This window comes from Candidatus Sodalis endolongispinus, assembly GCF_018777395.1.
GTDB lineage: Bacteria > Pseudomonadota > Gammaproteobacteria > Enterobacterales > Enterobacteriaceae > Sodalis_B > Sodalis_B endolongispinus.
On sequence record NZ_JAFJYC010000001.1, the window covers coordinates 1,543,663 to 1,563,902 of the forward strand.

Here is a 20,240-nt window from a genome sequence, read left to right on the forward strand (position 1 = left end):
GAGATTAAGAGTGCCTAACAACGGATTAATTTAAATCCCGCCTGCCTGACGCCTCGTTGGTCACGTTTGGTGCTTTCTTACAACGGGGGGCGGACAAAGAGTAAAGCTTAGATTCAAACTACAGGTAAGATCACAATGCAGTGGACATAAACTTAGCATGGTTCTTGATGGGCGTCTAGCGGTCAATATGAGAAATGCTTATGAACGCCAGCGCCCGGAGGAATATTCGCAATACCGCTTACAGATTTGCGTTAAGGAACTCTTTCAACTGTCCTTTGGACAGGGCGCCAACCTTGGTGGCTACCACTTCACCATCGCGGAACAACAACAGGGTGGGAATGCCGCGGATACCATACTTCGGTGCAGTGGCCGGATTCTTGTCGATGTTCAATTTAGCGATGGTCAGTTTGCCGTCGAATTCATCAGCAACTTCTGCCAGAATAGGCGCAATCATTTTACATGGACCACACCATTCCGCCCAGAAATCGACCAGAAATAGCCCTTTGGCCTGTAATACGTCCTTTTCGAAGCTGTCGTCGCTAAGATGAATAATTTTATCGCTCATGTTTTACTCCACAGGATTATCGTTACCTGCCGTTGCAGCCATTGCCAACAACAGGTTGACTTTATTTCACTGTATACACTTTCGTAATGCAATAGTTAACTGTTATTCTACCACACTATGAGCAAAACACACTTAACAGAAAAGAAGTTTTCCGACTTCGCCCTGCACCCGTTGATCATTGAAGCACTTGATTCTAAAGGCTTTAATAATTGTACGCCCATTCAAGCGCTGACTTTGCCCATTACGCTTGCAGGCAAAGACGTCGCGGGACAGGCGCAAACCGGTACCGGCAAAACGCTGGCCTTCCTAACGGCCACGTTTCATCATTTACTTACTCACCCTGCCGTCTAGGGACGTCAAACCAATCAGCCCCGCGCGCTGATCATGGCGCCTACCCGCGAGTTGGCGGTGCAAATCCATTCCGATGCCGAACCATTAGCCCAGGCGACCGGCCTGAAAATGGGGTTGGCCTACGGCGGCGATGGTTATGATAAGCAGTTGAAAGTGCTGGAAGCCGGGGTGGATATCCTGGTGGGCACCACCGGCAGGCTGATTGATTATACCAAACAAAACTACGTCAATATGGGCGCCATACAGGTCGTGGTGCTGGACGAAGCCGACAGGATGTTCGACCTCGGCTTTATCAAAGACATCCGCTGGCTGTTCCGCCGGATGCCGTCCGACGCCGGACGGCTGAATATGCTGTTCTCAGACACGCTCTCCTATCGGGTGCGCGAGCTGGCGTTCGAGCACATGAATAACGCTGAGTATGTGGAAGTGGAGCCGCTGCAGAAAACGGGCCACCGCATACAAGAAGAGCTGTTTTATCCCTCCAACGAGGAAAAAATGCGGCTACTGCAAACGCTGGTCGAGGAAGAATGGCCCGACCGGTGTATTATTTTCGCCAATACCAAGCACCGCTGCGAGGATATCTGGGGCCATCTGGCTGCTGACGGTCATCGCGTCGGGCTGCTGACCGGCGATGTTTCGCAGAAACGGCGCCTGCGCATCTTGGAAGAGTTCACCCAGGGCGTGTTGGATATTCTGGTGGCGACGGACGTGGCCGCCCGCGGACTGCACATTCCTTCCGTGACCCACGTTTTCAACTATGATTTGCCCGACGATTGCGAAGATTACGTGCACCGTATCGGCCGTACAGGACGCGCCGGCGAGAGCGGTTGCTCCATCAGCCTGGCGTGCGAAGAATATGCATTGAATCTTACTGCCATAGAAAGCTATATTGGCCATCAGATCCCCGTCAGTAAATATAACAGCGACGCGCTGCTGACCGACCTGCCCGCGCCAAAACGGTTGACCCGCCGCCGCACCGGCGGCAGTGGTCCCCGCAGCGGCGCACTGCGCCATAACCGTAAACGTCCGGGATGAAACATAGATGATAAGCGCCACCTCTCTTTATGCCGCCATTGACTTAGGCTCCAACAGCTTTCATATGTTGGTGGTGCGTGAGGTGGCCGGCACCCTTCAGACGCTGGCGCGTATCAAGCGTAAAGTGCGGCTGGCCGCCGGACTTAATAGCGATAATCGGCTGTCCAGCGACGCGATGCAGCGGGGCTGGCAGTGTCTGCGCCTGTTTGCCGAACATTTGCAGGATATTCCTCCCACTCAGGTACGCGTGGTCGCCACCGCCACCCTGCGCCTGGCCACCAACGCGGCGGAGTTTCTCGGCCCGGCCAGTGACATTCTGGGCTGCCCAGTGCAGGTCATCTCCGGCGAAGAGGAAGCCAGGCTCATCTATCAGGGCGTCGCCCATACCACCGGCTGCTCCGATGAACGTCTGGTGGTGGACATCGGCGGCGGCAGCACCGAGCTGGTCGTGGGGCGCGGCGCGCAGGCGTTGGAATTGTTCAGTCTGGAAATGGGTTGCGTCACCTGGTTGGAGCGTTATTTTAACGATCGCAGCCTGACCCGGGAAAACTTCGAGCGGGCGGAGCAGGCGGCGCGCGAACAAATCCGGCCGGTCGCCTTCCGGCTGTTGGCCCGGGGCTGGCAGGTGTGCGTCGGCGCCTCCGGCACGGTGCAGGCGCTGCAGGAAATAATGGTCGCCCATGGGATGGATGAGCACATTACGCTCAGCAAGCTGTTGCAGCTTAAACAGCGGGCCATCCATTGCGGCAAGCTCGAAGAGTTGGAAATCGAAGGATTGACGCTGGATCGGGCGCTGGTGTTCCCAAGCGGACTGGCCATTCTGCTGGCGGTGTTTGCCGAGCTTGGCATCAAGACCATGACCCTGGCGGGTGGCGCGCTGCGCGAGGGCATGATGTACGGCATGATGGCGCTGCCGGTCGGCGGCGACATCCGCCAGCGTACCCTTAAGAATTTGCAGCGCCGCTACCAGTTGGATACTGAGCAGGCGCAGCGGGTGACCCGGCTGGCGGACGGATTTGCCCGCCAGGTGGCCGAAGAGCATGATCCACGAAATCGGTCTCAGTATTGATATCAAACGCGCTCCGCAACACGCCGCCTATCTCGTCCGCCATACCGACCTTCCCGGTTTCACCCCCGCCCAGCAAAAGCTTATCGCCACGCTGCTGCAAAATCAGAGCAATCACATCGACTTAACCCAGCTCAATGAGCAAAACAGCCTGCCACCGCGTCTCGCCCAGCGTTTATGCCGGTTGATGCGGCTGGCGCTCATCTTTGCCAGCCGCCGCCGCGATGATGCGCTGCCCGCGGTAGAGCTGCGCGCCATGGAAGAGACGTTGCATGTCATCTTGTCCCACGGCTGGTTGCACCAGCATCCGCTGCGGGCGGAATACCTGGAGCAAGAAAGCCAGTGGCAGAGTTATGTCCATTGGCCCTTATTGCTGGAAGAAACGCCGCAAGTCTGAGCTGGCATAGGCCGCTTTGCCATTAACGGCGATGGCCGCAGGACGTGCCGCAACGCTGAGCTTCCACCGCCCCCTCACCGCCGACTAGTTTGCCGCAGGAGGCGTCCCGAGGGTGCCCCCCGCCGAACCGCGTACCCTCTCAGCGCGGGGAAGGTCAGTCGCCCTCGCCGCGCGCCTTGGCCAACTGGGCGCGCAGGCTGGCCAGATGCCCCTGGCCGCGGCTCATGCGCTCCTCGGCGCTGACCGGTTTGCGTACCTGCTCCCACTGCACATCGTCCTGGGGTAACTCAAGCAGGAAGCGGCTCGGCTCTGGCTTGACCAGCTCACCGTATTGACGCCGCTCGCGGCATAGGGTGAAGGTTAGTTCCTTTTGCGCGCGGGTAATGCCGACATAAGCCAGCCGGCGATCCTCTTCGATATTATTCTCGTCGATACTGCTTTGGTGCGGCAACAACCCCTCTTCCATGCCGACCAGGAACACATAGGGAAACTCCAGCCCCTTAGAGGCATGCAACGTCATCAATTGCACCTGATCGAGTTCTTCCTCGTTCTCGCCGCGTTCCATCATATCGCGCAGGGTGAAACGGGTGACCACCTGATCCAGCGTCATCGCCTCATTTAAATCGGAGCCGGTCAGCATTTCGGTCATCCAACTGAACAGTTGGTTGACATTTTTCATCCGCATTTCCGCCGCTTTCGGGCTGGTGGAACTCTCATACAGCCAGCTTTCATAGTCGATGCTGTGGATGAGTTCACGCACTGCTGCCACCGGCTCTCGTTCCGCCTGTCGGGCGACACCGTCCAGCCAGTGGGTAAACTGTTGCAGCGACTCCAAACCGCGGCCGCTGAGCGTTTGTCCAAGGCCCAAATCAAAGCTGGCGGTAAACATGCTCTTGTCGCGCTGCGTCGCCCAGGTGCCCAATTTGGCCAGCGTCGCCGCGCCTATTTCCCGCCGCGGCGTATTCACTATCCGCAAAAACGCGCTATCGTCATCGGGGTTGGTCAGCACACGCAGATAGGCGATTGATCTTGCCCCGCCATCTCCGTACAGCTTTTGTATCTTAAGTTAACGAAGCCCGCTGCCGCCGGTATTCTCTCGGAGAGTGATATCCCAGCGCGCTGTGCGGATGGTTTTCATTGTAATGCGTGAACGCTGCTGCAAGGTTTCGCAGGGCTGTTCTCGCATCCGGTTTTGGCATGAACTCGATATAGTCTTCCTTCATCGTCTTCACGAACCGTTCGGCCATGCCATTGCTCTGCGGGCTGCTCACCGCTGTTGTGCAGGGCTCCAGATCCAGTTCTCTGGCGAACCTCTGCGTTTCATGCGCGGTATACGCTGAACCGTTGTCCGTCAACCACTGCACCGCTGTATCGGGTAACCTGTCGCCGAAGCGCTTTTCTACCGACCTCAGCATCACATCCTGCACGGTCGAACTGTCGTAGCCTACAGTGCTCGCAGCCCAGTCTATGGCCTCTCTGTCGCAGCAGTCCAGTGCGAAGGTGACCCGCAGTTTTTCACCGTTGTCGCAGCCGAACTCGAAGCCATCTGAACACCAGCGCATATCGCTTTCTGCCACCGCGATCCTGCCCTTATGCTCACGCCTCGGCCGCTCTGGTTTTCAATGTAATAACAGCAGGTTATGCTCACACATGATCCTGTAAAGTCGTTTCGCATTTACCGGCGGCAGTCCCTCTGCGCGACGTTGTTTACACAGGATGCCCCACACCCGCCGATAGCCGTAGCTGGGCATATCGCTGATGATGTCGAGGATGTCCGACAGTATTTCAGCGTCTGCTTCGTCATTACGCCGGTTACAGCGCCTGTCCTGCCAGTCGGCAGAACGCTTAATCCGCAGTGACAGCGGCGCACGCGACCCGCTCATGGCGCGGCTGACCTGTGCTATTCCCCGGCCTTTGGCAACAAGGGCGCGTGCGCTATCCATTTTCGTGACTGGCCGTACTCCACGGCTTCTTTTAGGATCTCAACCTCCATCGTCTTCTTACCCAGAAGGCGCTGGAGCTCCCGGACCTGCTTCAATGCAGCTGCAAGCTCAGAGGCAGGAACAACGTCCTCCCCGGCGGTGAGGCTGCCTTCCTGATATTGCTTTTTCCACTTAAACAGCAGGCTGGGCTGGATACCGTGCAGTCGTGCGAGATGGGAGACATTCATGCCGGGCTCCATCCTCTGCTGAATAATGGCCATTTTTTCCTGAGGAGTTTTACGTTTACGGACTTCTTGACCTAACAGGATCCCGGTCATATCAAAATTGGCGTTAGTGTTAGACATATATTCAAGCCTATCTCTTATCTGGAGATACAGCTACTGTCTGGTGTTTCAGGGGGATAAATCACGCAGATAGGCGAGCAAGTCCTTAATCTCCGGCCGTGAAAAAAACGACGTCCCGCCGGAGATGCGATAAGGAATGCGGTTCTGCATCAGCATTTTTTCAAACAGCCGCGATTGGTGATTGCCGCGATACAAAATGGCGTAATCGCGATAACGGGTTTTGCTGATGTAGTGGTGAGCGATCAGCTCCCCCACCACCCGCTCGGCCTCGTGATCTTCATTGTTGGCGGTGATGACTTTCAGGATGCCGCCATGGCCGAGGCGGGAAAAAAGGCGTTTTTCAAAAACATGAGGATTGTTGGCGATAAGAATGTTGGCGGCATTCAGAATGCGCTCAGTGGAGCGATAATTCTGCTCCAGCTTGATAACCGCAAGCGTCGGGAAATCTTGTTGCAGCAACGCCAGATTTTGCGGCCGCGCGCCGCGCCAGGAATAGATCGACTGATCGTCGTCGCCCACCACGGTGAAACGGCCCCGTGGCCCTACCAGCAGCTTCACCAGTTCATACTGGCTGGTATTGGTATCCTGATACTCATCCACCAGCAAATAGCGCAGCCGGTTCTGCCAGCGCTCGCGCACCGCCTCGTCGCGCTGCAGCAGTTGGGTCGGCCGTAGAATCAAATCATCGAAATCCAACACATTGCAGGCGATAAGATGGTCGTCATAGAGCGCATAGCAATGGGCGAACAACTTATCCCGTTCGGAACGGGCCACCGCCTGCGCCGGTGACAGCAGATCGTTCTTCCAGTTGGATATGGCGGAGGTCAGCGACTTGAGCAGGTCTTTGTCCCCTTCCAGCCACGGCTCGGACAGATCCCTTAGTAGCGCCAGTTGGTCTTGCTCATCAAACAGCGAGAATTTGGCCTTCATGCCCAGCGCCTTATATTCGCGCTTGATGATAGCCAGTCCGAGCGTATGGAACGTGGCGACGGTCATCCCGCGCGCCTCAGCACGTCCGAGCGTTTGCGCCACCCGCTCCTTCATCTCCCTGGAGGCTTTATTGGTAAACGTCACCGCCGCGATATGCAGCGCCTGATAGCCGCAACCGCGGATCAGATGGGCGATTTTATTGGTGATAACCCGCGTTTTACCTGAGCCGGCGCCGGCCAGCACCAGGCAGGGTCCGGTGACGAATTCGACGGCTTGCTATTGGCTTGTATTAAGGCGCATACATGAATCCCGGGCAAAAACGGTGGTGTGAACGGAGGGGGATTGTAGCAGAAAGCGGCGCCGGGGTTTATCCCCGCGGCGGGCAAAAAAAACCCCCGCCGGACGGCGGGGGCTGAAGTTTGCATGGCGCGTCAGCCGTCTGGATGACCCTGCCGCCGGTCAGTTCGCGACCGCGATGCGTTTCATATCCTTCATGTAACCACGCAGTTCGGCGCCCACGATTTCAATCGGATGCTGGCGGATAGCCTCATTAACATCGCGCAGACGCGCATTGTCGATCTCACCGTCGGCCACCGGTTTACCCAGATCTCCCGCCTGCAATTTGCCCATAAACGCGTCTTTCAGCAACGGCACGGCGGCATTAGCGAACAGATAGTTGCCGTACTCGGCGGTGTCGGAAATGACCACGTTCATTTCATACAAACGCTTGCGCGCAACGGTGTTGGCGATCAGCGGAAATTCGTGCAGCGACTCGTAATAGGCCGACTCGGCGATAATGCCGGAACGGGTCATGGTTTCAAATGCCAGTTCCACGCCGGCTTTTGCCATGGCTATCATCAGTACGCCGTGATCGAAGTAGGTCTGCTCTCTGATTTTGCCGTCGAACTGCGGCGCATTCTCGAACGGCGAACGGCCGGTTTCTTCACGCCAGCCGAGCAGTTTAACATCATCGTTGGCCCAATCGGCCATCATGCCGCTGGAGAAGGCGCCGGTGATGATATCGTCCATGTGTTTTTCAAACAGCGGCTGCATCAGTTGCTTGAGCTGCTCGGACAACGCATAAGCGCGCAATTTCGCGCTGTTGGACAACCGGTCCATCATCAGCGTGATGCCGCCCTGTTTCAGCGCTTCGGTAGTGGTTTCCCAGCCGAATTGGATCAGTTTGCCGGCATAAGCCGGGTCGACGCCATCGGCAACCATTTTGTCGAAGCACAGCAGCGAGCCGGCCTGCAGCATGCCGCACAGAATGGTCTGCTCGCCCATCAGATCCGACTTTACCTCGGCGACGAAAGAGGATTCCAGAACCCCTGCGCGATGGCCGCCGGTGGCGGCCGACCAGGCTTTGGCCAGCGTCATGCCCTCACCCTTCGGATCGTTTTCCTGGCGCACCGCGATAAGGGTCGGCACGCCGAAGCCGCGCTTATACTCTTCACGCACCTCGGTACCCTGGCATTTCGGCGCCACCATGATAACGGTGATATCGCTACGGATTTGCTCGCCCACTTCAACGATGTTGAAGCCGTGGTAATAGCCCAACGCGGCGCCTTGCTTCATTAGCGGCTGTACCGCCTGCACCACGGCGGAATGTTGCTTGTCCGGGGTCAGGTTGACCACCAGATCCGCGTCCGGCACCAGCTCTTCATAGGTGCCGACGCGGAAACCGTTTTCGGTCGCCTTGCGCCAGGAGGGACGTTTCTCGGCAATGGCTTCTTTACGCAGCGCGTAGGCAATATCCAGACCGGAGTCGCGCATATTCAGCCCTTGATTCAAGCCTTGGGCGCCACAGCCGATGATCACCACTTTTTTGCCTTTCAAGTAATCCGCTTCATCGACGAATTCATCCCGGCTCATGAAACGGCATCTACCTAACTGCGCCAACTGCTGACGCAGGTTTAAGGTGTTGAAATAGTTAGCCATCTAGCAACTCCATCATCAGGTATTAGGGCTTGCCGCAGGCGTTGGCCCGCGGACAGGATTCTTCTCTGCCGACCACTATAAAGCAGGAAAAGCATTGCTTAAATTGATATATTAACAATCTGACCTTGCAGAATCTGCAATATACCTCGCCGACAATACGCGACGGTGGGTTCATTCACTTTCGGGGCGAATTCATGGACATCCGCGACCTCAAGTTGTTTCTCCACCTGGCGGAAAGCCGCCATTTCGGCCGTAGCGCCAAGGCGGTGCACGTCAGCCCATCGACCTTGTCGCGCCAGATCCAGCGCCTGGAAGAGGACGTCGGGCAGACGCTTTTTCTACGCGACAACCGCACGGTGCAATTGACCGACGCCGGCCAGCAGCTTAAAGAGTTCGCGCCGCAAACCCTGCTGCAATACCAGCAGTTGCGCCTCGGCCAGCATGGCCCCTCGCTCAGCGGCGAACTGCGGCTGTTCTGCTCGGTGACCGCTGCCTACAGCCATTTGCCGCCGATACTCGATCTGTTCCGCGCCGAGCACCCGCTGGTGGAAATCAAACTCACCACCGACGACGCCGCCAATGCGCTGGACAAAGTGCAGTCCGGCGAAGCGGATTTAGGGATTGCCGGACATCCCGAAATCCTGCCGGCGAGTATTGATTTCACCCCGATCGGCGAAATTCCCATGATATTAATCGCGCCGGCGCTGCCTTGCCCGGTTCGCGCCCGAGTGAAGACCCCACAGCCTGACTGGTCGCACACCCCGTTCATACTGCCGGAGCACGGTCCGGCGCGCCGGCGTATTGAACTGTGGTTTCGCAGCAACCATATCAGCAATCCGCTGATTTACGCTACCGTTGCCGGCAATGAGGCGATTGTGTCGATGGTGGCACTGGGCTGCGGCATCGCGCTGATCCCGTCGGTGGTGATGGACAATTCGCCGGAGCCGGTGCGCAGCCGCATCACTCTGCTGGAGCACGGCACCCCGGTCTCGCCGCTGGCGCTCGGGGTTTGCGCGCAAAGAAAGCGGCTACAGGAACCGCTGATCGACGCCTTCTGGCAACTGCTGGAGCGCTGACCGCCGCTTGACGCCAGATTCGCCCCGGCGGACATGGCGGTAGATCCGCCAGGAACAAACGAAACGCCGGATTGGTGGTGACATCGTGGCATTCATAGCCCAATGCCGACAGGTGATGATCGAACTCCGGCTCACGCTCCGCCAGTTCAAAGCCCGCCAAGACCCGGCCGAAATCCGTGCCGTGACTGCGGTAATGGAATAAGGTGATATTCCAGCGCGTGCCCAGCGTGTAGAGGAATTTCAACAATGCCCCGGGGGATTCGGGGAACTCGAAGCTGTACAAACGCTCGCGCAGCGGTTTCGACGGCCGTCCACCCACCATATAGCGGACGTGCAGTTTGGCCATCTCGTCATCGGACAGATCCGACACCTGATAGCCGCCGGCAACCATCTCCGCCAGGATTTCCTCGCGCCCGCGGGTCAGCCTGACGCCGACAAAAATACAGGCGTTATCGGCATCGCTGTAGCGGTAATTGAACTCCGTTACCGGCCGACCGCCCAGGAGCTCGCAAAAGGCCAGAAAACTGCCCTTTCTTTCCGGGATGGTCACCGCCATCAGCGCCTCGCGCTGCTCGCCCAGTTCGCAGCGCTCCGAGACATAGCGCAGGCCGTGGAAATTGACGTTAGCGCCGGACAGTACGTGCGCCAGACGCTCATCACGGATGCCGTGTTGTTGGACATATTTTTCATCCCCGCCAGCGCCAGCGCGCCGGAGGGTTCGGCAATCGCCCGTACGTCCTCAAACAAATCTTTTACCGCCGCGAAAATCGCGTCGCTGTCCACGGTGACCACATCATCAAGGTAATCGCGGCAAAGACGGAAGGTTTCATCGCCGATACGCCTTACCGCCACCCCCTCGGCAAACAGACCGACCCGCGGTAAATCCACCGGCTCGCCGGCCTGTAGCGCAGCCGCCAGACAGGCGGACTCTTCCGCTTCGACGCCGATGACTTTGATCTGCGGCATCAGATGCTTTATCAGCACCGCCACGCCCGCCGCCGCCCACCGGCACAAATATGCGGTCCAGATGGGCGTCTTGCTGCAACAGCTCCATCGCCAGCGTCCCCTGCCCGGCGATCACCGCCGGATGATCGAACGGCGGCACAAAAGTCATATGACGTTCGCGCGCCAGCGCAATGGCCTTAGCCTTAGCTTCATCAAAGTTGGCGCCGAATAACAGCGGCTCGCCGCCGAAGCCGCGCACCGCATCCACTTTGATATCGGCGGTGTTGACCGGCATGACAATAAGCGACGGAATGCCGATCCGGCTAGCGGACAGTGCCACCCATTGGGCATGGTTGCCCGCCGAGGCGGTAATGACGCCGCAGGCGCGCTGTGCTTCGCTGAGCCCCGCAATCATCGCGTAAGCGCCGCGCGGTTTAAAGCTGTGCACCGGCTGACGGTCTTCACGTTTCACCAGTACCGTATTGCCGAGGCGTTCCGACACTTTATTCATCACCTGCAGCGGCGTCACCTGTGCCACTTCATACACCGGCGCGCGCAACGCCGCGCGCAGGTACTCCGCAGGGCAGGGCTCGGCGGAAAACGGTTGAGACTCAGCCATGGCGCCTTATCCTCCCAACTTGGCTTTATCGCGCACCGCACCTTTGTCGGCACTGGTCGCTAAACTGGCATAGGCTTTCAAGGCGAACGACACCTGCCGTTCACGCGCGACCGGCGTCCAGGCCGCAGCACCGCGCGCCAGTTCGGTTTCGCGCCGTGCCGCCAGTTCGCTGTCGGCCACATCCAGCACCATACCGCGGCCGGCGATATTGATATCGATAATATCGCCATCGCGCACCAGTCCGATCAGGCCGCCGCTGGCGGCTTCCGGCGACACATGGCCGATAGACAATCCCGAAGTACCGCCAGAAAAGCGGCCATCGGTAATCAGAGCGCAGCTTTTGCCCAGTCCCATGGATTTTAGGAAGGTGGTCGGATAGAGCATTTCCTGCATCCCCGGACCGCCTTTCGGGCCCTCGTAGCGGATAACGACCACATCGCCGGCAACCACCTTACCGCCGAGGATCGCCTCTGACGCGGCTTCCTGACTTTCATAGACTTTGGCCGGACCAAGGAATACCAGGCTACCTTTGTCGACACCGGCGGTTTTCACTATACAGCCGTCTTCGGAAATGTTGCCGTACAGCACCGCCAGCCCGCCGTCCTGGCTGTAGGCGAATTCACGGGCGCGGATACAGCCGTCCTGACGGTCGGTGTCCAGCGATGGCCAGCGACAATCCTGGGAAAACGCCTGAGTGGTACGAATGCCCGCAGGCCCCGCGGCATACGTGCTTTTTACCGCCGCATCATCGCTCACCATGACATCAAAGCGCGCCAGGGTTTCCGGCAGCGACAAACCGAGCACATTTCGCACCTCTCGATTAAGCAGCCCGCTGCGATCCAGCTCGCCTAGAATGCCGATGACGCCGCCGGAGCGGTGCACATCTTCCATATGATATTTTTGGGTACTGGGGGCAACCTTGCATAAGTGCGGCACTTTACGCGACAGGCGGTCGATATCCGCCATGGTAAAGTCCACTTCGCCTTCCTGCGCCGCGGCCAGCAGATGGAGCACGGTGTTGGTGGAGCCGCCCATGGCAATATCCAAGGTCATGGCGTTTTCAAATGCCGCCTTGCAGGCGATATTGCGCGGCAGCGCGCTGGTATCATCTTGTTCATAATAGCGTTTCGCTAAGCCAACGATACGCTCGCCGGCGGTCAAGAACAGCTGCTTGCGATCGGCATGGGTCGCTAGCAGCGAACCGTTGCCCGGCTGCGACAGGCCGAGCGCCTCGGTGAGGCAGTTCATCGAGTTGGTGGTAAACATCCCCGAGCACGACCCGCAGGTTGGGCAGGCGGAACGCTCGATCTGGTCACTGTCTTCATCCGAGACATGAGGATTGGCGCCTTGGATCATGGCGTCTATCAGGTCCAGTTTGATGATTTTGTCCGACAGCTTGGTTTTCCCGGCTTCCATCGGGCCGCCGGAGACAAAGATGACCGGTATGTTCAGGCGCAGCGACGCCATCAGCATGCCAGGAGTGATTTTATCGCAGTTGGAAATACACACCATGGCGTCGGCGCAGTGGGCATTCACCATGTATTCCACCGAATCGGCGATAAGCTCGCGCGAGGGCAGAGAGTACAGCATGCCGCCGTGCCCCATCGCAATACCGTCGTCCACCGCAATGGTGTTGAACTCCTTCGCGACGCCGCCGGACGCTTCGATCTGTTCGGCGACCAGTTTACCCAAATCGCGCAGATGGACGTGGCCCGGCACAAACTGGGTAAAGGAGTTGACCACGGCGATAATCGGTTTACCGAAATCGTCGTCGGTCATTCCCGTGGCGCGCCACAGGGCGCGTGCACCGGCCATATTGCGGCCGTGCGTGGTGGTAGCGGAACGGTACTTAGGCATGCTCATAACTCCAGTTATTCAGATGGCCAGGGCAGCCGCAGCTCCCCGGCACGAAAGCGTTATCGTTATTGATTGACCGGATCCAGCCAGCCCCATTTATCTTCCGTCTCGCCGGTAAACAAGCCAAAAAACGCCTGCTGCAGTTGCTTGGTCACCGGGCCGCATTTACCGATGCCGACTTTGATACCGTCAACGCTGCGCACCGGGGTAATCTCGGCGGCGGTACCGGACATAAAGACTTCGTCGGCCAGATAGAGGGACTCACGGGACAAGACCTGTTCCCGCACTTCCATCCCAGCCGCGCTGGCCAGCTTGATAATGGCGTCGCGCGTAATACCGGGCAGTGCGGACGAGGTGAACGGCGGCGTAAACAAAATGACGTCCTGCACTTCAAACAGATTTTCGCCGGCGCCTTCGGAAACATAACCATGTACGTCCAACGCGATACCCTCTTGATAACCATGGCGGCGGGCTTCGCTGCCCACCAGCATGGAAGACAGGTAATTGCCGCCGGCTTTGGCCGCGGTAGGAATAGTGTTGGCCGCCGCGCGGTTCCACGAAGACACCATCGCGTCGATCCAAGGCGATCGCCATTGCGTCTTTCACCGCAATACTGCAATAGCGATGCTTATTTCCACATCATTGCCGCACTTCCCTTTAGTGCAGCCGCCTCACAGCTGCAATGACTGGCATACTCAGCGGCAGTGACACAGGAGTGCCTCATGGCAGTGGCAACAATTTACACCCGTGGGTTAATCGGCATCCAGGCACCCTTTGTGACGGTTGAGGCGCACGTGAGTAAATGGCTGCCCGCCTTCACGCTGGTGGGACTGCCGGAGAGTACCGTGCGTGCGTCACGAGATCGGGTGCGCAGCGCCATCCTGAACAGCGGGTATCAATTCCCCGCCCGGCGCATCACAGTGAGTCTGGCGCCGGCGGACCTGCCAAAAGAAGGCGCGCGCTACGACTTGCCGGTCGCGCTGGCAATCCTTGCCGCAACGCAACAGATTCCCGGTACGCGGCTTGACCAGTACGAGTTTCTTGGCGAGCTGTCGCTGGCCGGGGAGTTGCGGGGGTGTATGGCGCGATTCCGGCCGCCCTCGGCGCGGCGGCAGACGGTCGGCAGCTTATCCTGCCGCAGGCCAATGTTGATGAAATCGCGCTGTTGCCGGACAGCCAGGCCCGTCTCGCCGGCGGTTTGCACCAGGTGTGCCGTTTTCTGCAGGGCAACGACGCACTGACCGCCGCCGATCCAACGGCAATGCCCCGGCCCGCAACGCCTGACGGCGGCGATCTGGCGGAAGTTATCGGCCAGCAGCATGCCCGGCGCGCGCTGGAAATCGCCGCTGCCGGCGGCCACAATTTATTGCTGATAGGGCCGCCGGGTACCGGCAAAACCATGCTGGCGAGCCGATTACCGGGGCTACTGCCACCGCTGTCGGATAACGAGGCCATGGAGACCGCCGCCATCACCAGTCTGGTCAGCGTCAGCACCGCGAAACGCCATTGGCGCCAGCGCCCTTTTCGCGCACCGCATCACAGCACAACAATGCCCGCGTTGGTCGGCGGCGGCGCCGTTCCGCGCCCCGGCGAAATTTCGCTGGCCCATAACGGCGTGTTGTTTCTCGACGAACTGCCGGAATTTCAGCGGCGAGTGCTTGATGCGCTGCGCGAACCGCTTGAGACGGGTGAAATCCATATCGCGCGGGTACAGGCCAGCATCTGCCTGCCAGCGCGCTTTCAGCTGGTGGCGGACATGAATCCCAGTCCTTCCGGCGATTGCCGCGGCGTACACGCCCGCTGCGGAGGAGCCGAAATAGTACGCTATCTGAATCGCCTGTCGGGTCCCTTTCTCGATCGCTTTGATCTGTCGGTTGAAGTTCCGCTACTGCCGCCGGGGTCACTGCGCCGCCGCCCGCCGCCCGGCGAAGACAGCGCGACCGTGCGTGCGCGGGTCATGGCGGCAAGGAGCATCCAGCTACAGCGCGCGCAGACTCTTAACGCCATACTGAGCAATACACAGCTAGCGCAATGCTGTCATTTATCGGAAGCCGATGGTCAGTTTCTGGAAAACGCGCTAACGGCGCTGGGATTATCGGTACGTGCCTGGCATCGCTTATTAAAGGTAGCCCGAACATTAGCGGATCTGGCGGGTGAAACTGAAATCAGCCGGATTCACCTGGCTGAAGCCCTCAGCTATCGCTGTATTGACCGGCTGTTGCACGAACTATGGCAGCAGCGGGACTAGCAGAGTGAACAAAGGGGCCGCAGCCCCTTCTTTATCAATCTTCAGTGTCAGTGTAGTCTTCCACCACATCCATCTGCGGTTTACCGCCGGAAAGGGTATGAAAACGCTTGGGGCGGCGAGTATGCTCTATGTACTTGAACCAAACCTTTTCATGTTCATTGGTGGGGGCAAGTTCACCGTGGCACACCGCAACAAACTGCCGCTCATCATCGGTCACAGGCTCCCGTTTGCCGCTGTCCAGGTCATTGTAGGCATGGCCGCAACGCTCCAATAATTGCGCTTCCCGAATGGTAAAATGACCATGCCGGGAGAAGCCGCGAGGGTAATTTTTGTTATCAAAATAACGATTAGTAGTAAAAAAGCTTTCCGCCATCTTACGCGCTCCCATCTCTACATGAGCCATGCTGTTTATGGCGCGGAGTATTAGTTAGGCTTGACTTTCTGTAAAACGAAACATTTTAATCAGTACGACAAAATTTTTTTGGGGAGCGCAGTGGACACGGAATTACTGAAAACATTCTTGGAGGTAAGCCGTACCCGACATTTCGGGCGTGCGGCGGAAGCGCTCTATTTGACACAATCTGCGGTGAGTTTTCGCATCCGTCAATTGGAAACGCAGCTTAGCGTCAGCCTGTTTACCCGCCATCGCAATAATATCCGCCTGACCGCAGCGGGAGAACGGCTGCTGCCCTATGCCGAAAATCTGATGGTGACCTGGCAGGTCGCCAAGCAAGAAGTAACCCGTTCGTTGCAGCACAATCCGCTATCCATCGGCGCCAGCGCCTCGCTGTGGGAGGCGTGGCTGGGGGAATGGCTGCAAAATCTTTATCAGCAGTGGCCGGATTTGCAACTGGAAGCGCGTATTGCCCTGCGTCAAGGGCTGATTAAAGAGCTGCACGAACGCCAATTGGATTTGCTGATTACTACCGAAGCGCCGAAAATGGAAGAATTGGCCAGTCAGCAGCTCGGCAGCTTCTCCCTGACGCTGTTTACCGATGCCAACGGCGCGTCGGTAAGCGAAAAACGACCCTATATTCAGCTTGAATGGGGTGCGGATTTTCACACGCACGAAAACCGGCTGCAGTTAAACCAGCAGGCGCCGCTGGTCACCACGACCTCGGCGCAGTTGACACGCCAGCTGTTGCAGGTCACCGCCGCCTGCGCCTTTTTGCCCAGCCATTGGGCCAAACGCTTTGCGGATTTGCGGCCGGTTAACGATGTGCCATCGATAGTCCGTCCGCTGTATGCAGTATGGTTGCAAAACAGCGATCAGCGCCCGATGATTCGGCAGCTGTTGAAAACCGCCGTGCTATAGCGGCTCGCGGTGCGACGCACAGAGTGGCGCGGTTGCACTCATCTGCGCGGGCCGGACCGCCACTGCGGTACCGTTTCCACGGCGCGCCTGCAGAAAGCGTTTAACCCTTTCTGCAGGCCGATAAAACCGAACAACAGAATACCGATGACAATCTTGGTCCACCAGGAACTGAGCGTTCCGTCAAAGGTGATATAAGTCTGGATCAGCCCCTGGATCAGCACGCCAAACAGGGTGCCGACGCCGACGGTCAATAACGTTCAGCCGATGACCACCGCCGCGATTGCATCCAGCTCCACGCCGCTGGCCGCCAGCGCATAGCCTGCTGAGGTATAATGAGAAAACACGATACCTGATAACACCGCCAGGGAACTCAATAGCATATAGATCCGCACCGTCATGCTTTTCACCGGCACGCCCATCATGGCGGCCGAGTAACCGTTGCCGCCCATCGCGTAAACGTAATGGCCAAAGCGTGTGCGGTGCGCCAACACCATCCCCGCCGCCGCCACCAACAACATGATAAGCGCCAGCAAGGTCAGCCTGCCGCCGCCGGGCAGTCGCCAAGCATAATTAGCCAGCAGATCGTACCACGGGTGTATAATAGGAACCGACTCGCGCGACAAGATAAAACTCATGCCGCGCAGGAAAAACATACTGGCCAGGGTAATAATAAATGCCGGCAGGCGCAAAGCATCGATAATCCAGCCGGTCAGCGCGCCATACAGTGCGCCCAGCACCAGCACGATAACGAAAGCCAGCCCGGGCGGGACGCCATACTCCCCAATCATTTTCGCCAGCAACACGCCGGTGAACGCAATTGTCGACCCCACCGACAAATCAATACCGCCGGAGAGAAAGAATCACAAAGGTCATTCCCACCGCCACAATACCCAGAAAAGCGTTATCGGTCAGCAGATCGCCAAGGACCCGCGTTGAGGCAAAACCCGGATATTGGCTCAGGCAGTACAGGTAACCGCCAATAAACCCCACGATCGTCATCACCAATGGCAAGTTTCGTTTCATCATCAGCGGCGCCTCCAGAGCTTTGACAGCGTTATTCGCGGCGACTGCACCATCAGGACCAGTAGCACCACAATCGCTTTCACCACCAGGTTGAATTCGGGCTGAAAGCCGGAAAGCAAGATACCGGTGTTCATGCCCTGAAGAATGAGCGCTCCCACTACCGATAACAGCAAATGGAAACGGCCGCCCAAAAGCGAGCCACCCCCGATGACCACCGCCAAAATGGCGTCCAGCTCCAGCCACAGACCGGCATTGTTGGCATCTGCCCCCTGAATATCGGCGGTAATAATAATACCGGCAACGGCGGCGCACAGCCCGCACAGCATATACACCACCATCAGCACCAGACGCGTGTTGACCCCGGCGTTATGCGCAGAACGAATGTTGATGCCGGCAGCCTCGATAAAGAGCCCGAGCGCGGTTTTGCGGGTCAGCCCCCACAACAGCATCAGCATCGCGACGGCGATAATCACCGGAACCGGTAACCATAGCAACGCCCCGTGGCCGATTTTGCCAAACGTCGCATCATCGAAAGTCACAATCTGGCCTTCGGTAATCAGCTGCGCCACACCGCGGCCGGCTACCATGAGGATCAGCGTGGCGACAATCGGTTGCATCCACAGCACGGCGATAAGAAAACCGTTCCACAATCCACATATAACGCCGGCGGCCAATGCCGCGCCCAGCGCCAACGGTAGCGCGACGTTATGATCGATGAGCGTCGCCGCTACCGCACCGGCGATCGCCATCACCGCGCCGACGGAAAGGTCGATGTCGCCCGTAGCGATAACCAGCGTCATGCCCAGTGCCAATAGCGCCACCGGCGCGCCGCGGTTGATGATGTCAATCAGGCTGCCGAACAGCCTGCCGTCCTGAATATGCAGCGAGAAAAAATGCGGCGAGACCAGACCATCGATAAGCAAAATGGCCAGCAGCGCCAGACATTGCGTGCTGCCTGCGGGCATGCTCCAGCGTATCCGCCGCGCGCCGGCCGGTGTGGTGGATAAGGGTTTACTGCTCAAGGGCGGCCTCCTCGGGTTGCGCGGCGATAGCCTGCATAATGCCGGCAACCGAAATCTGTTGGCACTCCAGCTCGGCCACGTGCCGCCGGTCGCGTAATACAATGATGCGGTCAGCATAGCCGGCCATTTCTTCCAGCTCCGACGAGATAACCAGCAGCGCCATGCCGTCGGCGCACAGCGCCTCGATCGCACGGATGATATCCGCATGGGCGCCGAGATCGATACCGCGGGTGGGCTCATCCAAAATCAAAAAGCGCGGCTGTGTAGCCAACCAGCGTGACAACAATACTTTCTGCTGATTGCCCCCGGAGAGATACTGAATCTCCTGTTCCGGGCCGGGGGTGCGGATACTCAACAGGCGAATAAAGGACTCGCTGATGCGCAATTGCTCCCGTAACGGCAACGGCCGGAACCAGCCGCGCTGCGCCTGTAGCGCCAGGATGATGTTTTCACGCACCGTGGCGGAACCGATAATGCCCTCATTTTTTCGGTCTTCCGGGCAATAGCCGAAACCGAGATGGGCGGCCCGGCGCGGGTTCGTGAGATGAATACGTTTTCCGGCCAGGCGGGCGTCGCCGCTGTCCGCAGGTTTAATACCAAACAGCAGTTGCGCGGTTTCGGTACGGCCGGACCCCAGCAACCCAGCCAGGCCGACGATTTCGCCTGGCCGCACCTGCAAATCAAAAGGCTCCACCATGCCGCGCCGGCCGTATTAGTGAAAAGCCACCAAGGGATCCGCACGACTCACCGGCCGGTCGGAGCGTTTCAAGTCCGCCTCATTAAACATCTTACCCAGCATCATTTGCACCAATTCCAGCCGTGGTAACGTGGCGGCGTCGCGGGTGCCGACCAGTTGACCGTTGCGCAGCACGGTGATGCGATCGCTGATTTGATAGACCTGATAGAGGAAATGCGTAACGAAGATCATCCCGACGCCTTCGTCGCGCAACTGACGTAATATAGCAAGCAACATCGCGACTTCATTCGCGTCCAGGCTGGCGGTAGGCTCGTCAAGGATCAATACCAGCGCGGAAAGATCCACCGCCCGGGCGATAGCCACGATTTGCTGTATCGCGATGGAGTAATTGGCCAAGGGCTGGCTAACATCGACCGCCAAGCCGTATTGGGCCAAAATCTGCCGGGCGCGGGCATTCATTTTCCGGTGCGAGACCAGACCGAAGGAAACAGGCTCACGGCCGATAAAAAGATTGGCTGCCACCGACAGATTCGGCAGCAGGTTGACCTCCTGATAGACGGTCCCGATCCCCATGACTTGCGCGTCGGCGGTATCTTTGGGATCCACCACCCGGCCAGCAAGAAGGATTTCGCCGGCCGACCGCCGATATACACCGGTAAGCGCTTTTATCAGCGTTGATTTACCCGCGCCATTCTCTCCCAACAGCGCAACCACCTCGCCGCTATGCAGGGTAAAGTCCACTTGCTGGAGGGATTTTACGCCGGGAAATTCCACGCTGACGCCTTTAAGCTCCAATAGCGGTGCGGATGCCATGCCTGTTTCCCCCGTCACTGATACACCAGCCGTTACCCTAACAGGCGGCGAAGTCG

7 protein-coding genes and 10 pseudogenes are annotated in these 20,240 nt (G+C 58.3%); 5 read left to right on the forward strand and 12 right to left on the reverse strand.

Features of this window, described 5'->3' with window-relative positions:
- Nucleotides 1-238 precede the first annotated feature (238 nt).
- Nucleotides 239-565, reverse strand: coding sequence for a thioredoxin TrxA (trxA, locus tag JZM24_RS07505; protein WP_215669214.1), 327 nt, complete (start codon nucleotides 563-565; stop codon nucleotides 239-241).
- Between the two features lie 117 nt (nucleotides 566-682).
- On the opposite strand from trxA, the pseudogene rhlB reads away from it, so the two are divergent.
- Together rhlB and gppA are read left to right on the forward strand one after the other, a co-directional pair.
- A pseudogene (rhlB, locus tag JZM24_RS07510) lies at nucleotides 683-1,951 on the forward strand (ATP-dependent RNA helicase RhlB).
- A 7-nt stretch (nucleotides 1,952-1,958) separates the two neighbouring features.
- A pseudogene (gppA, locus tag JZM24_RS07515) lies at nucleotides 1,959-3,414 on the forward strand (guanosine-5'-triphosphate,3'-diphosphate diphosphatase).
- A gap of 154 nt (nucleotides 3,415-3,568) precedes the next feature.
- Here the strand turns inward: gppA and JZM24_RS07520 are convergent.
- The 4 genes and pseudogenes from JZM24_RS07520 to ilvC all read right to left on the reverse strand — a co-directional run.
- Nucleotides 3,569-4,438 (reverse strand): annotated as a pseudogene (locus tag JZM24_RS07520) (3'-5' exonuclease); the annotation flags it as partial.
- Between the two features lie 37 nt (nucleotides 4,439-4,475).
- Nucleotides 4,476-5,674, reverse strand: a pseudogene (locus JZM24_RS07525) (IS3 family transposase).
- Nucleotides 5,675-5,755: 81 nt separating this feature from the next.
- Nucleotides 5,756-6,931: pseudogene (locus tag JZM24_RS07530) on the reverse strand (UvrD-helicase domain-containing protein); the annotation flags it as partial.
- A gap of 159 nt (nucleotides 6,932-7,090) precedes the next feature.
- Nucleotides 7,091-8,569, reverse strand: coding sequence for a ketol-acid reductoisomerase (gene ilvC / locus JZM24_RS07535; RefSeq protein ID WP_215669215.1), 1,479 nt, complete (start codon nucleotides 8,567-8,569; stop codon nucleotides 7,091-7,093).
- Nucleotides 8,570-8,763: 194 nt separating this feature from the next.
- Between ilvC and ilvY the strand changes: the two genes are divergently transcribed.
- On the forward strand, nucleotides 8,764-9,645 hold the full coding sequence (gene ilvY / locus JZM24_RS07540) for an HTH-type transcriptional activator IlvY (protein ID WP_215669216.1): 882 nt from the start codon (nucleotides 8,764-8,766) through the stop codon (nucleotides 9,643-9,645).
- Nucleotides 9,646-9,691: 46 nt separating this feature from the next.
- On the opposite strand, the pseudogene ilvA reads toward ilvY, so the two are convergent.
- The 3 genes and pseudogenes from ilvA to ilvE form a co-directional block, all read right to left on the reverse strand.
- Nucleotides 9,692-11,209 (reverse strand): annotated as a pseudogene (gene ilvA, locus JZM24_RS07545) (threonine ammonia-lyase, biosynthetic); the annotation flags it as partial.
- Between the two features lie 6 nt (nucleotides 11,210-11,215).
- The gene (gene ilvD / locus JZM24_RS07550; RefSeq protein WP_215669217.1) at nucleotides 11,216-13,066 is read right to left on the reverse strand and encodes a dihydroxy-acid dehydratase; all 1,851 of its coding nucleotides are present in this window, start codon (nucleotides 13,064-13,066) and stop codon (nucleotides 11,216-11,218) included.
- A 65-nt stretch (nucleotides 13,067-13,131) separates the two neighbouring features.
- Nucleotides 13,132-13,644, reverse strand: a pseudogene (gene ilvE / locus JZM24_RS07555) (branched-chain-amino-acid transaminase); the annotation flags it as partial.
- A 144-nt stretch (nucleotides 13,645-13,788) separates the two neighbouring features.
- Here ilvE and JZM24_RS07560 point away from each other — a divergent pair.
- Nucleotides 13,789-15,314, forward strand: a pseudogene (locus tag JZM24_RS07560) (YifB family Mg chelatase-like AAA ATPase).
- Between the two features lie 34 nt (nucleotides 15,315-15,348).
- Here JZM24_RS07560 and JZM24_RS07565 read toward each other — a convergent pair.
- Nucleotides 15,349-15,687: a MaoP family protein gene (locus JZM24_RS07565; protein WP_215669218.1), complete on the reverse strand. Its 339-nt coding sequence runs from the start codon at nucleotides 15,685-15,687 to the stop codon at nucleotides 15,349-15,351.
- Nucleotides 15,688-15,807: 120 nt separating this feature from the next.
- Here JZM24_RS07565 and hdfR point away from each other — a divergent pair, with 120 nt between their 5' ends.
- Entirely contained in the window at nucleotides 15,808-16,629 is an 822-nt protein-coding gene (gene hdfR, locus JZM24_RS07570; RefSeq protein ID WP_215669219.1) for an HTH-type transcriptional regulator HdfR, read from the forward strand.
- Between the two features lie 101 nt (nucleotides 16,630-16,730).
- Here hdfR and yjfF read toward each other — a convergent pair.
- The 3 genes and pseudogenes from yjfF to JZM24_RS07585 all read right to left on the reverse strand — a co-directional run.
- Nucleotides 16,731-17,655: pseudogene (yjfF, locus tag JZM24_RS07575) on the reverse strand (galactofuranose ABC transporter, permease protein YjfF); the annotation flags it as partial.
- On the reverse strand, nucleotides 17,655-18,674 hold the full coding sequence (ytfT, locus tag JZM24_RS07580) for a galactofuranose ABC transporter, ATP-binding protein YtfT (protein ID WP_312884947.1): 1,020 nt from the start codon (nucleotides 18,672-18,674) through the stop codon (nucleotides 17,655-17,657). The gene ytfT and the pseudogene yjfF, both read right to left, overlap by 1 nt.
- Nucleotides 18,664-20,184: pseudogene (locus JZM24_RS07585) on the reverse strand (sugar ABC transporter ATP-binding protein). Before JZM24_RS07585 ends, ytfT begins: the two are co-directional and overlap by 11 nt.
- Nucleotides 20,185-20,240: the final 56 nt, after the last annotated feature.